Source organism: Mesorhizobium sp. SARCC-RB16n, assembly GCF_008520305.1.
Taxonomy (GTDB): Bacteria; Pseudomonadota; Alphaproteobacteria; order Rhizobiales; family Rhizobiaceae; genus Mesorhizobium.
This window is the reverse complement of the sequence record NZ_ML703258.1, coordinates 107,065-122,155: the sequence shown is the minus strand read 5'-3', so window position 1 is coordinate 122,155 and position 15,091 is coordinate 107,065. Positions and strand designations below refer to the sequence as shown.

The 15,091-nt window shown below is 60.0% G+C and carries 14 protein-coding genes; 1 reads left to right on the top strand and 13 read right to left on the bottom strand.

Annotation, left to right across the window (positions count from 1 at the left end; all coding sequences use genetic code 11):
- The first annotated feature begins 2 nt into the window (after positions 1–2).
- Positions 3–392 (top strand): hypothetical protein, encoded by a 390-nt coding sequence (locus C7I87_RS06030; RefSeq protein ID WP_149903351.1) that lies wholly within the window; start codon positions 3–5, stop codon positions 390–392.
- 764 nt (positions 393–1,156) lie between these two features.
- On the opposite strand, the gene C7I87_RS06025 is transcribed toward C7I87_RS06030, so the two are convergent.
- From C7I87_RS06025 to citC, 13 genes are all read right to left on the bottom strand, one after another.
- Positions 1,157–1,891: a YoaK family protein gene (locus tag C7I87_RS06025; protein ID WP_188393746.1), complete on the bottom strand. Its 735-nt coding sequence runs from the start codon at positions 1,889–1,891 to the stop codon at positions 1,157–1,159.
- Positions 1,892–2,029: 138 nt separating this feature from the next.
- The gene (locus C7I87_RS06020) at positions 2,030–3,697 is read right to left on the bottom strand and encodes an NAD-dependent malic enzyme (RefSeq protein ID WP_149903465.1); all 1,668 of its coding nucleotides are present in this window, start codon (positions 3,695–3,697) and stop codon (positions 2,030–2,032) included.
- Between the two features lie 182 nt (positions 3,698–3,879).
- Positions 3,880–4,275, bottom strand: coding sequence for a cytochrome o ubiquinol oxidase subunit IV (gene cyoD, locus C7I87_RS06015; protein WP_149903349.1), 396 nt, complete (start codon positions 4,273–4,275; stop codon positions 3,880–3,882).
- Positions 4,272–4,904: a cytochrome o ubiquinol oxidase subunit III gene (cyoC, locus tag C7I87_RS06010; RefSeq protein WP_149903348.1), complete on the bottom strand. Its 633-nt coding sequence runs from the start codon at positions 4,902–4,904 to the stop codon at positions 4,272–4,274. Before cyoC ends, cyoD begins: the two co-directional genes overlap by 4 nt.
- The gene (gene cyoB, locus C7I87_RS06005; RefSeq protein WP_149903347.1) at positions 4,901–6,889 is read right to left on the bottom strand and encodes a cytochrome o ubiquinol oxidase subunit I; all 1,989 of its coding nucleotides are present in this window, start codon (positions 6,887–6,889) and stop codon (positions 4,901–4,903) included. The genes cyoC and cyoB overlap by 4 nt, the downstream gene beginning before the upstream one ends.
- Positions 6,886–7,818, bottom strand: coding sequence for a ubiquinol oxidase subunit II (gene cyoA, locus C7I87_RS06000; RefSeq protein WP_149903346.1), 933 nt, complete (start codon positions 7,816–7,818; stop codon positions 6,886–6,888). Before cyoA ends, cyoB begins: the two co-directional genes overlap by 4 nt.
- 8 nt (positions 7,819–7,826) lie before the next feature.
- Positions 7,827–9,560 carry a ubiquinone-dependent pyruvate dehydrogenase gene (gene poxB, locus C7I87_RS05995; RefSeq protein ID WP_149903345.1) on the bottom strand — a complete coding sequence of 578 codons (1,734 nt, stop codon included), beginning with the start codon at positions 9,558–9,560 and terminating at the stop codon, positions 7,827–7,829.
- A gap of 295 nt (positions 9,561–9,855) precedes the next feature.
- On the bottom strand, positions 9,856–10,785 hold the full coding sequence (gene citG / locus C7I87_RS05990; protein WP_246696200.1) for a triphosphoribosyl-dephospho-CoA synthase CitG: 930 nt from the start codon (positions 10,783–10,785) through the stop codon (positions 9,856–9,858).
- A complete protein-coding gene (gene citX / locus C7I87_RS05985; RefSeq protein WP_149903344.1) occupies positions 10,757–11,308 on the bottom strand; it encodes a citrate lyase holo-[acyl-carrier protein] synthase in 552 nt (183 codons plus the stop codon). The genes citG and citX overlap by 29 nt, the downstream gene beginning before the upstream one ends.
- Positions 11,309–11,310: 2 nt before the next feature.
- Entirely contained in the window at positions 11,311–12,831 is a 1,521-nt protein-coding gene (gene citF, locus C7I87_RS05980; RefSeq protein WP_149903343.1) for a citrate lyase subunit alpha, read from the bottom strand.
- Between the two features lie 29 nt (positions 12,832–12,860).
- A complete protein-coding gene (locus C7I87_RS05975; RefSeq protein WP_149903342.1) occupies positions 12,861–13,727 on the bottom strand; it encodes an aldolase/citrate lyase family protein in 867 nt (288 codons plus the stop codon).
- Positions 13,724–14,014, bottom strand: a complete 291-nt coding sequence (citD, locus tag C7I87_RS05970) for a citrate lyase acyl carrier protein (protein WP_149903341.1) — start codon at positions 14,012–14,014, stop codon at positions 13,724–13,726. The genes C7I87_RS05975 and citD overlap by 4 nt, the downstream gene beginning before the upstream one ends.
- A gap of 17 nt (positions 14,015–14,031) precedes the next feature.
- Positions 14,032–15,078: a [citrate (pro-3S)-lyase] ligase gene (gene citC, locus C7I87_RS05965; RefSeq protein WP_149903340.1), complete on the bottom strand. Its 1,047-nt coding sequence runs from the start codon at positions 15,076–15,078 to the stop codon at positions 14,032–14,034.
- Positions 15,079–15,091: the final 13 nt, after the last annotated feature.

Genomic DNA, 15,091 nt, shown 5'->3' with positions numbered 1-15,091 from the left:
CTGTGCTCGTCGATCCGAAGCCCGAGTTGGAACTGCTCCCGCTGCTCAGACCACTGCACGACGCACCACTGCCGGACGAGGGGATGCTTATCGCAGTACTGCCGATGCCGTTGCTCGTGCTGCTCGGCGCCTGGGTCGTAATCATTGGGCTCACGCCGGCATTGCTCAATTCAGTCGAGCTCAGCGGAATTGAGCCGCCATTCAGTGCAGAACTTGTGCTCGAACCCGGAGTTGAGAGAGGCGAGGCGGTGCCACTCGAAGATAAGTTGGGCAAGGACGTGCAGGGCGTCGTCAGTCCACCTCCATCGAAGGTGCCTGCCGACGTTCCGGAACTGCCCATACCGGCACTCGCCATTCTCGAACTGCTCACTCCCGAGACGCCCGACGAGTAGACTGACGACGAACAGGTCGTGCCGATTGCTGTGCTCACTCCCCCTGGATCAATCTCGGTCGCACCCAGAGGAATGCCGGTGGTGGACGTGCCCGAGCCACTGGACCCTGGGATGCCGAGCGGGGAGGTTGCTGTTGATGGCTGTGTGCTCATCGTTTGCGAATAACTTGCGCTGCAGCTGAACAAGAGGGCAACGATGATGGACGTCCGTGGCATGGAATCTCCTGTTGGTTCCACGAGGGGCTCCGCCCGGTGCCGCGCGCTAAGGCGAGGGAACTTCTTCGTGATCGACTGTCGCTGGTCCGTGCCCCTGAGTGGAACGGATACTCCACACAGGGGCCGGAAGAGCACCCGTTCAGTATCTAAGGCTTCAAGCGGAAACTGGCTTGATTGCTACTGCTGCCACTAGCTTGCCCTTGCGCAAAGAGATTGCCCCATAGCCGGCAGACTAGTCGGAATTGTTCGTCTGCCGCTGCGGGCCTAACGCAATTAGTGTTCGAAGCAGCGTCGTAGTTGAAGGGTTTGATTCAGCCGTTTCTACGAGACTGCTCTTAAGTATAACCTGGCGCAATCCGGTTCCACCTTATGGGGCCGGACAGCGGCTTCACGGGCGATGCGGCCGATGTAAGCTTGGCATCGGCCGTTTCCACAAATCTATGCAGTCTAAAAGGGACAGCGGCGCCATGCCACCTATCACTCTTTCTTCGTTCAGTCGAACGTGATTCTCGAAAATTTTGACCTTATGTTTTCTTAATTGAGTCGTTGTTAAAGCGTTCTTTTTAGCGACAAATCACGATTGGCCTGAGTCCGCAGCGCGACAGCGATGAGCGCGCCGCCAGCCGGCAGCAGGAGCGACCACAGGCCGGCTGCTTGTTCGCAGGCTGCACCGAGTGCGCATCCGGTGAAGAAGCCGGCAATCACCAGTCCCGCGCGGCGCGCACGCTTCCTTGCGTTGATCCGATCGCCGATACTGCTCTCAAGCAGCGCATCGCTGAGATCGGCCACGAAACGCGTTATGTTGGTTGTCATGACCGCAGTGGAAGGCGCGCCCTTCAACAGCTGCACAAGAGCGTTTTGGACGGCCATGGCCGCAACGCCCAGCATGCCCGCAACAATCATGTTCGCTGACTCGGGATCCGCATGCGGTCCGTTATCGATACAGGTGACAAGGAAAGCAGAAAGGAGGGCGAACTGCAGCAGAAGCAGAGGCTGCAGGGAGGGGATCCGCATACGCTGCAATCCAATCACGAGAAGTTTCACCAAGGCAACTACGAGTACGAACACCGGGACCGCGATCAAATGAGCCACCGGCGCTTTACCGTCCCCGACGAGCCTGGCGGCAAGAACAACGAGATTTCCGGTAATATGGGCTATGAACAGGCCGCCAAGCCCGAGGAAGCCGATGACGTCCACGCTGCCTGCGATAAGACTGAGCGCAAACAGCAACGGTTTACTACCGGCCGACTCGTCGACCCAGTCCGCGATCTCGGACCCTTCCATCACACCCGTTTCAACACTGCCTGAATGCGACACGGCTACGCCCGGTTCAGCACAGACTGCGGACGACCCCTTCCCAGAATGTACAGTTGCGCGCTCACTCATGCCTGATCCGCATGCATGGGTTTGGGAAAAGCGATCTTAGCCGGCTTCATCCGAATAGATGGGTCGGTAAGCGCAAGCACTGATCAGCGCACCGATATCGTTCGGGCGCGGCACCCTTGCCAAGCCCTGGTCGAAAATGTAGGCGGCGATCCGCTCGGCGACATGGACCGATGCCTCGAGAATGCGGCCCTGCGGCGGATAGATCAGTCCGGTCGCGAGGTGCTCCTCACTAACCTGCTCCGCCACAGCCTTGGCGGCGACGATGAACATGTCCTCGGTCACCCGGGTGGCGTCGGTGGCAAAGACCGCTAAGCCCAAGGCCGGGAAGATGTAGACATTGTTGCCTTGCCCCGGCACAAAGCGCCGCCCGTCGATCTCGACTGGCGGGAACGGGCTGCCGCTCGCGAAGACTGCCCGACCTTGCGACCAGCCATAGGCCTCCGCGGCGGTGCACTCGGAGCGCGAAGTCGGGTTGGAGTAGGGAAAGACGATCGGCCGTTCGTTGATCTCGGCCATGGCCTCGATGACCTGCTGATCAAACAGGTTCGGCGTGGTGCTGACGCCGATGATGCCCGTTGGCCTGAGCGCCTTTACCGCCTCGACGAAAGTCGCTACCGGCGCATGATCCAGGGCGAACGGCTGCTGAAAGTGGGTCAGATCAGTGCGCGATTTCACCAGCAGGCCATTGACATCGAACAGGGCGTTGCGGCCCCGCGCCGCCGTGAGCTCCGTGCCCTCGCTCGCCATCGCGAGGCTGATCAGTTCGGCGATGCCGGTAGCCGCCGAGCCTGCGCCGAGGAACAGGAATCTTTGCTCGGAGAGCCGCTGCCCTGAGATGCGCAGCGCTGCGTAGATGCCGGCCAGCGCGACACCTGCGGTACCCTGGATGTCGTCGTTGAAAGTGCAGATCCGGTCGCGGTACCGCTCGAGAATGGGAACAGCGTTGAAGTTTGCGAAGTCTTCCCATTGGATACAGCATCTGGGATAACACGCCTGCACAGCATCGACGAATTCGTCGATGAAGGCCGCATACTCCGCGCCCCGGATTCGCTCACGACGCAAGCCGAGATACAGCGGGTCCTCCAGGAGTTCGTGATTGTTGGTGCCGACATCGAGGACGACTGGCAGACAGTGTTGCGGCGGCACTCCTGCGCACGCGGTGTAGAGCGTCAGTTTGCCGATCGGAATGCCCATACCGCCAGCGCCAAGATCGCCAAGTCCGAGGATGCGCTCGCCATCGGTGACAACTATGAAGCGCACATCCCGTTCCGGCCAATTGGCAAGCAGCTCTTTCAGCCGACCGCGCGCACTGATTGGCAGATATATACCGCGCGGCGCACGGAATATGTGGCCGAACTTCTGGCAAGCCTCGCCGACTGTCGGCGTATAGACAAGCGGCATGTAGGTGGCCGGGTCCGACATCAGGAGCGCGTAATAGAGCGTCTCGTTGCGCGTCTGCAGATCCGACAACACCAAATACTTCTGCAAATCGTCGTCGAGAGCGGCGATCTCTTCATGCAGGCGAGCGACCTGCAGAGCGATCGTGCTCACCGCGGGCGGCAGCAGACCCTCCAGCCCCAACGCTCCCCGCTCTGCCTCGGAGAATGCGGTCCCTTTGTTGAGGCGGGGATTGCGCAGCAAGCTGCGGCCGGTGGGATGTTCCGTGGTAGGCACCTCAATCTGGATCGATGCGCGCGCGGTCATTTGATTGCTCCGATGTGATGTGTACCACTCTCGAAATAGGGGACGTGAGCGGTCACTGCCGCCGGACATCGCTGATGCGAGACGCTCCGCTTCGGTCAGTGTTGGCGACAACGTGTGCCGGGTCGAGGCCTTTCAGATAGGCCGCCTGCAGCTCGCGGCTGGTCGGCGCAGCATGCGATAGTTCAGCGCTGCATGTGCAAGTCCATCAGTTCGAGCGGAGGCATCATGTTGTTGTTCAAGTTGGCCATGATCCACAGCGAGCCGGCGACGACGAGGATTACTATGAGTACGCCGAACGCAAGCGCCAGCACGTTGTTCGTGTTGTCCGGCCCCGTCGTAATGTGCAGGAAGAACACCAGGTGTACTCCCATTTGAGCGATGCCAAGGACGGCGAGACCGAGGGGGATCCCGGGTGCCCAGAGCAGCGAAGTGTTGGCGACCCAGAAGGAGATGGACGTGAGGGTCGCTGCGATAACCAATCCGATGGTGTAGACGAGCACGCCGGCCGATGTCTTCTCTTCCGTTTCAGGTAAGACTGACCTGTCTCCGGGCGCGCGATCGAAACGTATTTCCGTCATGGTCGGACTCCCATCAGATAGACAACCGTGAACAGCCCAACCCAGATAATGTCGAGCGCATGCCAGAACAGGGACAAGCACTGCAGCCGACGCTCCACAGTGGGGCGAAAGCCCTTGACCGCTACCTGCACCATCATCACCGACAGCCAGATCAGCCCCGCGCTGACGTGCAGCCCGTGACAGCCGACAAGGGTGAAGAATGCTGAAAGAAACGCGCTGCGTTGTGGGGTCGCTCCACGCGCGATCATACCGGTGAACTCGCTCAGCTCGAAAACTAGAAAAGCGGCGCCCAGGGCGAATGTGAGCGCTGCAGTCAGATAAGTGGCCCCGCGGCGTCGCGAGCCGACTGCCAAGGACATCAATCCACATGTGTAGCTCGAGGCAAGAAGACAAGCGGTTTCGATCCCGACGCTGACCTGATCGAATAGCTCGGCGCCCGTCGGGCCGCCCGAAGTGGCGGTCGCGAGCACAGCGTAAGCGGCAAAGAGCGCTGCGAACATCACGACGTCGCTAAGGAGGAAGATCCAAAAACCGTAGGCAACGACGATCCGCTTGGGAGCCGGTCCGGCTTGGCTTGTGCTCGGCAGTGACGGGCGATCCACTTCGCCAACAGCGACGGTGAGGTTCATACCACAAGCTCCAGCTGGTGAGTCCGATCAAACCGCGCAATCTGCTCGGCCTGTACTTCCGTTTCCTCGTCATTGCGAAAGGCGAAAAGGAGCACCGTCACGAACGCGCCGAACAGCCCCAGGCCGACCATCCACCAGATGTGCCAGATCAACGCGAAGCCGGTAACGACAGCAAAGAATGCGGTGACGAAGCCTGTCGCGCTGTTATTCGGCATCTCGATCGGCTCGTACTTGCGCGGCCGCGCCGGTTGATCCTGATTTGCGGGCTTCCCTTCCTTGAGGGCCCAATATGCGTCGGCCCCGTCGACATGCGGCAGGATTGCAAAGTTCCAGGCCGGTGGCGGCGAGGCAGTGGACCATTCGAGCGTGCGGCCATTCCACGGGTCGCCCGATGCGTCGCGCAGCTGCTCGCGGTTGCGGATCGAGACGATGAGCTGGATAATCTGGCAGACAATGCCGGCCAGAATGACAACGGCGCCGGCTGCCGCCACCAACAGCCAGGGTTGCCAGTTCAGATCGTCGTAATGTTGCATGCGCCGGGTCATGCCCATGAGCCCCAACGCATAAAGCGGCATGAATGCGATATAAAACCCCACCAGCCAGCACCAGAACGAGGCCTTGCCCCAGCGTTCGTCGAGCTTGAAGCCGAACGCCTTCGGGAACCAATAGTTGTAGCCTGCCATCGCCCCGAATACGGTGCCACCAATGATCACGTTGTGGAAATGCGCGACGAGGAAGAGGCTGTTGTGCAGCTGAAAATCGGCGGGGGGCACGGCCATCAATACGCCGGTCATCCCGCCGATGACGAACGTCACCATGAAACCGATAGTCCACAGCACAGGCACCGTGAATCGGATGCGCCCGCCCCACATCGTGAACAGCCAGTTAAAGATTTTGACGCCCGTCGGCACCGCGATAATCATGGTCATGACCCCGAAGAAGCCGTTGACGTCCGCGCTGGCGCCCATTGTGAAGAAGTGATGCAGCCATACCAGGAAGGAGAGGACGCAGATCGCCATGGTGGCCGCCACCATCGAACGGTAGCCGAACAGCGGCTTGCCTGAAAAAGTCGCGATAACTTCCGAAAAGACGCCGAACACCGGCAGGATGAGGATGTAGACCTCCGGGTGACCCCACACCCAGAACAGATTGACATACATCATCGGGTTGCCCTGCCCACCGACCGTGAAGAAATGAAAGCCGAGATAGCGGTCGAGTAGGAGCATCGCAAAGGTCGCGGTCAGAACCGGAAATGCCGCGACAATGAGCAGGTTCGCCGCAAGCGAGGTCCAGCAGAAAACCGGCATGCGCATGTAACCCATTCCCGGAGCGCGCATCTTGAGAATTGTGGTGACGAAATTTATTCCCGTCAGCAACGTGCCGATGCCGGAGATCTGCAACGCCCAAAGATAGTAGTCGACACCGACGCCGGGCGAGAACTGCAGCTCGCTGAGCGGCGGATAAGCGACCCACCCTGTCTTGGCAAACTCGCCGACCACCAGGGAGATGTTGATCAACAGAACGCCTGAAGCCGTCAGCCAGAAGCTAACAGAATTCAACGTCGGGAAGGCCACATCGCGGACACCGAGCTGCAGTGGCAAGACAAAGTTCATGAGGCCGATTACGAGCGGCATGGCCACGAAGAAGATCATTATAGTGCCGTGCGCTGAGAAGATCTGGTCGAAATGCTCCGGCGGCAAATATCCTTGCGCGCCGCCAGCCGCGACGGCTTGCTGCCCCCGCATCATGATTGCATCGGAGAATCCGCGGAGCAGCATGACCAGCGCCAACAGGAAGTACATGACTCCGATACGCTTGTGGTCAACGGATGTGATCCACTCACGCCACAGGTAAGGCCAATGCCCCTTCAACGTGACCCAGGAGAGGACGACCAGCACGGCTAAGCCCATGACCGCCGAGGCGCCCATGACGATCGGCTGGTCGAACGGGATCGCGTCCCAGCTAAGCTTGCCAAGAACATTCATTTTTGCGTCCTTTGTTCAACCGCCTGGGAGAGACGCGATTGATCATCCGGCTGTAGTCTGGTGCTCAAGATGCTTTTGAACAGGTTGGGAGCGACGTTGCGATAGCTGAAAGGCGCAACCGCTATGCTGGGCTTGGCGAGTTCGGCATAAGCCTGTGTGTCGAGCACCTGACCAGTATTGCGGGTTGCGGTTAGCCATTGCTCAAAATTTGCGGCAGGCACCGCGTCAACATTGAAGCGCATATCCGCAAAGCCATCGCCGCTAAACTGGGCCGACAGTCCTCGGTAGGTTCCAGGATGGTCGGCCAGGAGGTGAAGACGGGTCGTCATCCCTGCCATCGTGTAGATCTGGCCGCCCAGTTGCGGTACGAAGAAGCTGTTCATGACACCTGACGAGGTCAGCTCAAAGCTGACTGGCGTGCCGGCCGGAATTGTCAGCTGATTGACGCTCGCAATGCCTTGGTCAGGGTAGATGAACAGCCATTTCCAGTCGAGCGAGACGACCTGAATAGTGACGGGTTTTATCGTGTCGGCAATTGGCTTGCCCGGATCGAGATCGTGTGAGCCGATCCAGGCCACTCCGCCAACCAGCAGCACCGTCATGGCTGGAATCGACCAAACCAGCATCTCGAGACGACCGGAATATGTGAAACCCGGCAGGTAGCGGGCTCGCGTATTCGAGTGGCGAAACCAGAATGCAACGCCGAGCGTGGCCAGGATCGTCGGGATCACGATGGCAAGCATGATACCGAGCGAGTTGAACAGAATTTGCCGCTCACCGGCGGCGATCGGTCCCTTTGGATCGAGCACGCCCTCGGCACAGCCGCTGAGTGTCGAGGCACCGATCAAAACAATAACCGATACGCGGTCTCGCTGACAGACCCATGAGGTCAGCCGAAGCCGGGAGCAGAGGGTGGTCACAATCTCCATCGCCGATCTCAGCGCAACACATTGGTCTTCGCGAGGTCGATGACCTCGTCGCCTCGGCCGCTAATCACAGCCTTCACCATGTAGAGGGTGAAGCCTTTCGCCATCTCCATGGTGATGGAAGGCGGTATTGCGAGCTCGGTCCGGTTGACCACAGCATCGATCAGAACCGGCCCGTCGTGGGCGAGGGCATCCGCGATTCCGTCGTCCACCTCAGCCGGATCCTCGAGCCTGATCCCGCGGATACCGACAGCTTCGGCCATTGCGGCGAAGTTCGGATTCTTCAGCTCTGTCCCGAAATCGAGGAAGCCGGTGGATTTTTGCTCGAGTTCGATAAAGCCCAATGCGCTGTTGTTGAACACCACCACCTTCACGGGAAGACGATGCTGCGCCAGCGTCAGAAAGTCGCCCATCAACATAGCGAAGCCACCGTCGCCGGACAGCGAGATCACTTGCCGATCGGGGAATGCGGCCTGGGCACCGATCCCCTGCGCCATCGCATTCGCCATCGAGCCATGCCAGAAAGACCCGAGCAGCCGCCGCTTGCCGTTCATGCTGAGGTAACGCGCGGCCCACACCGTCGGGAGACCGACGTCACAGGTAAAGACAGCGTCCCTACTGGCCTGGTCGCTGATTGCCTGTGCGATCTGCTGCGGATGAATGAGCCGCTTTCCGGGCGTGCCGATCGCGAGACCGTCGAGTGCCTTACGCGTCCTGACGTAGTGCTGCCGTGCCTGGGTAAGGTGCGTATCGTCGCGCTTCTCCGTCAGCAGCGGCAGCAAGGCGGTGACGGTGGTACGGACGTCTCCCACAACGCCGAGGTCGACTGCAGCGCGACGGCCGATGTTCTCTGCCCGCAGATCGACCTGAGCAATGCGGGCGCCACCACCATCCGGGTAGAATTGGCGGTAGGGAAAATCGGTCCCCAGCATGAGCAGGACATCACAGGCGCGCATTGCATGATAGCCGGAGGAGAAGCCGATCAACCCGGTCATGCCGACGTCGTAAGGATTGTCCCACTCGACATGCTCCTTGCCGCGGAGCGCATGAACCATTGGTGCCTTGAGGCGCTCGCCTAGCGCCAGCAGCTCGTCGTGAGCGCCCTGACATCCCGAGCCACACAAGATCGTCACACGGCCATCGGCATTGAGGAGCGCTGCCAGACGATCGAGGTCCTTCGGCGACGGCGTTACCAGCGGCGCGGGTGGGAGCAGCCCGCCCAGTTTGATTGGCGCTTCGGCAGCGGCCTGCAGGGCGACATCACCCGGTAGAACGAGCACCGAAACGCCGCGCTTGCCGACGGCCTGGCGGATGGCGATCTCGAGAGCCCGTGGCATTTGGTTAGGCCCGGAGACCAACTCGCAATAGTGGCTGCATTCCTGGAAGAGCGCCTGTGGACGGGTCTCCTGAAAATAGCCGCTGCCGATTTCGCCCGAGGGGATCTGGGCGGCGATTCCAAGAACGGGAACGCGCGAGCGGTGACAATCGAACAGACCATTGATGAGGTGCAGGTTGCCGGGTCCGCAGCTTCCCGCACACACTGCGAGCTCGCCGGTCAGATGCGCCTCGGCGCCGGCGGCAAAGGCAGCAACTTCTTCGTGCCGGACGTGGATCCACTCGATCTTGCCTTGTTGCCGGATGGCGTCGGTCAGACCGTTCAGGCTGTCCCCGACGATGCCGTAGATGCGCCTGACACCCGCGGCGGCGAGGATTTCCGCGAACTGATCTGCCACCGTTTTTGCCATTTGGGTTTCCTTACCTGACGCGTTCCGGCCGTAGCAGCGGCTCCAGCCTGCTGCCGTCTCAGTGCCGGATCTCATCGTCGATCCGCGAGGGCCCAACATTAGTGAATGCGATGACCCACTGGCTTCGTCGTTCTTGCCGCGCCTGTGACAATGTTGCGCTAACTGAAACAGGCTAGACAGGACGCGCCATGTCCCCCTGCAGCGTCTTCAATTCAATGCTAAAATGGTCGAGACCAAGCCCCGCCGCGCATGCCGTTAATCTCGGTGATGTCAGACGCAGGTTCTCGAAAGCGAGTCAGATCCGCGCGTCTTCGTTAACAGCGGGAAACTGCGCGATGAACCATGTGAGGCCTAGCAGATCTGCGGTGCCTCCTGGGCTGAGGTGGCGGCTGATCAGGGCGTCATCGAAGGCTGCCATTTTCGCAGCACCATCCGGTGCCAAGGCGCCGCCCGCCTGCAGAAGCTTCGTGGCGTATGTGCGGACGTAGCCAAGGCCAGCAAGACCGCCTCGGGAAACGAGATTGGTATCGTCGTTGACGGCCAGCAGATGTAATAACGCCTGTAGAAGCGCCATTTCTTCGCTTACGCCGTCGAACCGTAAGCCGTCGTACACTGGCAACGCCGCCGTGCGCACTGTCGCGAAACCAGACGCTGCTTCTCCTCTGGCACCGGGGAAGCCGAAGCGAAGGAAGGCCCTTTCGCCCGCCGTCCGCGCCTCCGGTGTGCCCCTAAGCTCCCGATCAACGAGTCCGGCGCAAATGCCTCCCACCTCGGCGCACATGCTCTCTCGGGTCAAATCGAACCCATTCGTCAAAAGCCGACCCGCAGCGAAACAGAGCAAGCCGAAGGAAAATATGGCGCCCTTATGCGTGTTAATGCCGTGTGTCGCCTGAAGCATCGCTTGTTCGCACTGGAGTCCGATCGGCCGCACCAGCGGCAGCGAGAGACAAGCAGCGATTCCAGCGGATTCATGGCCCATCTCCAGGAAGCGCGGCCACCAGGGAGCAATAGCCCGCGCACTCGCCAGGAACGTATTTATGTCCATGTCGTAGTGGGCGCCGCAATTACGCGTGTCGACCAGCCCGGGCTTGGGGGTGAGCATCACCTCTGTGAGCAATGCCCTGTTGACATAGTCCGCAATCGCGGCAGCGCCAATCGTCTGTTGCGCTTTGTCCTGCGAAGCGCGCGACGGACTGCTATATGGCTGTCCGTAGATCATATTCATGGACGATCTTTCTCAACGTGCTCAACAGCTCTTCCAGCGGGTGCCTGCGCGAGCGGCCGCAGACGTGCGCCGGCTGTGGGCAGACGAGGCAGGGGCGCGGAGGAAGGCCAAGGGTTCGGCGGGATAGTGAACCCGTCCCGGGAGCGATGACATCCAGGTCCCACAAGCGCCCGATGGGGTGGCGGTCTTCAAGCTCGATGGCAGCCGATTTGAGGGTCCCTGCGTCCGTGTCGATGACGTAGAGCGCCTCCGGGCCGGTCTCCTGCCACAAGGCTTCGTGCGACAGGACGCTCCAGCCCCGCCTGAACGCGAGGGCATCCAATTCTCGAAGCGCTTGGGTCATCAAACGTCGCGGTAGTTGGCCATCCTTGATCGGGCCGGGGATCACGACCGTCACGGAAATCAAAGGTCTGCCGAATCGCGCGAGAGCAACGGCTTGGCGCGCAACCCGCTGCTCCCTTGCGACCAGCATCTGCTCGAGGCTGATACTGGTCTCACCGATCATTTCGGCATGGGAATCCATAATCAGCCCTTCACCTGCCGCACGACATCGATCACGCTGCCGTCGCGATAGCGAACAACGCCCACAATGCGGTCGGTGAATTCGAGCGGTTCGGGCTCCCCGGTCAGTGTCACCGCCCGCTCGTGCAACTCTTCGATTGTCATGACCGGCAACCGAGCATCGCGGAGGCGCTGTTCGACTTCGGGACGGTTCCGGTTTACCGCGATGCCCTGATCCGTCACGACAACATCGACCGATTCGCCGGGGGTCAGCCTTGTCGTGACGCGTCGAACAACTGTGGGAATCCGGCTGCGCACCAAAGGGGCCACAATGATGGTCAAGTCGGCCGCCGCAGCCACGTCGCAATGCCCGCCAGATGCGCCTCGCATGACGCCGTCGGAACCGGTGATCACGTTGACGTTGAAATCAAGATCGATCTCCAAGGCACTCAAGATTACCATGTTCACGCGATCGACGTATGCCGCCTTGGAGGTGGGATTGGCATATTCGTTTGCCGAGATCTCCAGATGTCCGCTTGAGGTACGCAGCGACTCCGCGGCATCCTGGTCGAATGACTGCACATCGACGACGGTCTTGATCAGCCCCTTCTTGTGCAGATCCGCAATGCCACCAGTAACGCCGCCCAACGCGAAGCTTGCTTTGATTCCCCTGCGCGTCATGCGCTCCTCCAGGAACCGGGTAGCAGCAGTGGCCGCCGCTCCCGAACCGGTTTGCATTGAGAAGCCATCAACGAAATAGCCCGAGTGCTCGATCACGTCCGTTGCATTTCGGGCAATCAGCAATTCGCGTGCATTGTTCGTGACGCGCGCGGCGCCCGCGCTGATCTTCGACGGGTCACCTACTTCGTCGAGCTTGACGATCCAGTCGACGCGATCCTGCGAAATGCTGGCCGGGTGGTTCGGAAAGTCGACCACTTCTTCTGTCAACACTACGACCTGGCGAGCGAATTGCGCATCGACCTTCGCGTAGCCAAGCGAACCGCAATTCAGCCTGCCATGAGTTCCATTGGCGTTTCCGAACTCGTCGCAGCAGGCTACTGCCAGGAAGGCCACGTCGATCTGCAACTCTCCCGTCTGCAGCAAATGGACACGGCCGCCATGCGAGTGGACCTGTACGGGCCGCGCCATAAGGCCGTTCGAAATGGCTTCCGCGAGCTTGCCGCGCATGCCCGAAGTGTAGATTTGGGTGATGACACCGCTCTTGACGTGGTCGACGAGAGGATCGTGGCAGCTCAGCAGGGAACTCGACGCCAGCGTAAGGTTTTTGAAGCCGAGCCGGGCCAGAGTGTCGACGACCCTGTTGACCACTTTGTCGCCCTCTCGGAAGGCATGATGGAAAGAGATGGTCATCCCATCCTTCAGCCCCGATCGCTCGATGGCTTCCTCGATCGACCCGCAAAGCTTGCGGTGCAATTTCGTATCGACGGCATCGAGATAAGGGGTCTGGGCCGTCGCTCCCGTGAAAGGCTGCGATTGGCCAAGTACGGAATCCGGCGATTGCAGTGGCGTGAGCGAACTGGTCATAAAGTGTCGTCCTCAATGAAGTGTTGGTTTCAGGCCGCTTCGGCAAGCTGCAATGTCATTTCAGCCTCTTTGAGCACTGGTGGGTCGATCATCTTGCCATCGAGTGAGACGACCCCCAATCCGTTGCGGAGCGCTTCCTCTGCCGCTGCAATCACGCGTCTGGCGTGATCGACTTCGTCCTGCGTCGGCGCGTATGCCCTGTGAAGAAGGTAAACTTGCTTCGGGTGAATCAGCGATTTTCCATTGAAGCCGAGCTGCTTGGCGATCTTGACCTCGCGCATGAAACCCTCGTCATCGTTCACATTGCCATAGACGACATCGAAGGCGTCGATATGCGCCGCTCGCGCGGCGTGCAGGACCGCAGCTCGCGCATAGAACAGCTCGGGCTGCCAGTCGTCGCTGCGGCGCGTATGCATGTCGACCAAGTAGTCGAACCCGGCCATGGCGATCGCAATCATGCGCGGCGATGCAGTTGCGATCGCCACGGCATTGACAACACCCGAGGCCGATTCGATCGCTGCCATCAGCTTTGTGTCTCCGACAGGGCGTCCGCACGCGATTTCGATCCGCGTCACGTGTGTGTCGAGCTCACGGATCGCCTCTGGGCTTTCTGTCTTCGGTAGCCGCACCACGTTGGCGCCCCCTCTGATGGCGGCCTCCAGATCCTTCCTGCCGAACTCCGTGCTGAGGCTGTTGATGCGCACGACGGTCTCGATATCTCGATAAACGGGGTGCTGGAGCGCCTGAAAAACGAGCAACCGCGCCGAATCTTTCTCGCGTGGTGAAACCGCGTCTTCGAGATCAAACATGATCGAATCGGGTTTGTAGATGAATGAGGTGCTCAGCATTGCGGCATTGTCGCCGGGGACGAAGAGCATGCTGCGACGCAATTTCATGACAGCCTCCGCCAATCCAGGTCCTCGGACCCGGAGCCACGCAACGTCGCGGCCTGAACCCGTGCCCGGATGACACAATCCAGCGCGCCCTTGTCTTCGATCACGACGGATCCGGCCTTCACAGAAAGCTGATCCAGGGTCTCTTCAACGACACGCGCGATCTGCTTGCCGAACTGCTTGAATACTTCGCTCTTGATCACGATTTCGCGTGTATCGCTTGGCGCAACCTTGACCAGCAGATCACTAGATTCCAGCGTGCCGGCTATAGCTTCTTTGACGATCTTCATTGAATTTCGACCTTTCATCATGCCCCTTGCACAATTTGCGGATAGTCTTGCTCCAGAAACTTCATGGTTGTCGCTGGCACCAGTTCCTCGATAGCCTTGAAATTCCGGTGCGCGAGCAATCTTCGGACCTCGGTCGCGGAGACCGGGGTCCCATGGATCGATACTCTGGGCACCTCGACCACCTTGATCGGAGGAGCCGGCGAGGCTGGTTGCTGCAGCCAGTGTCTCATCTCACTGTTGTAGCTATTCGTGACCAGGTCGAACGGCTCAGTGCCCACGTAGCGGTGGGTGATGCCAAGGGCCGGTGCGATGTATTCCCGGAACAGAAGTAGATCGATAGCGGCCCAGCTATGATCGACGAGCGCTTTATCCTTCAGAAAATAGCCCGGGAAAGTGGCGCGCGAGATTATGTAGTCGGAGCCCTGGTGCAGCGTCAGGTTGTCGATATCCTTTACGCCCGCCGCAACGAGGGCGAAGCGATCGGCATAGGATATTGACGATGCATCTTCCCTGACGAGGAAGAGATGGATCCAGTCGCAAGCGGTCGCCGCCTGTTCGACCAGATAGCGATGGCCAAGCGTGAATGGGTTCGCGTTCAGGACAATGCCGCCGATCGTGGCGCCCGGCCGGCGTTGCTCACGCAGCCTGTCGCAATATCTTTGAATCGCGACAGTACTATTCTCCATCAGCACGATCTGCCGGGGAACCTCGACCAGTGGGTAGAAGCCCCAGCCTCGGAATAAGCTTTGGTTATGCGGTGGGGAGTAGAGGAATAGGTGGAATTGCCCTCTCTCTGCCGCCAGGCTGACGACTTCGCTGCCCAGCCGCAGGCTGAGCGCCTCGCCGCGTAGATGTTCGGCGACTGCGACACACTTTATTGTGCAGTGGTCAAGACCAGCGCAGGCGACGACGGTCCCTTGTTGTCGGCAGACAACGAAAATCTCGATTTGGCTGTCCAGTTCCAGGTTATTGGCAGCCAGCAGCCGCTCTACATCCTCTATCTCGTGCGGCGCCTCGTGGGGCCGCACACTATGAAAATCATAGAAATCACCTGCGGCGTTCATAGCTGACCCCCTC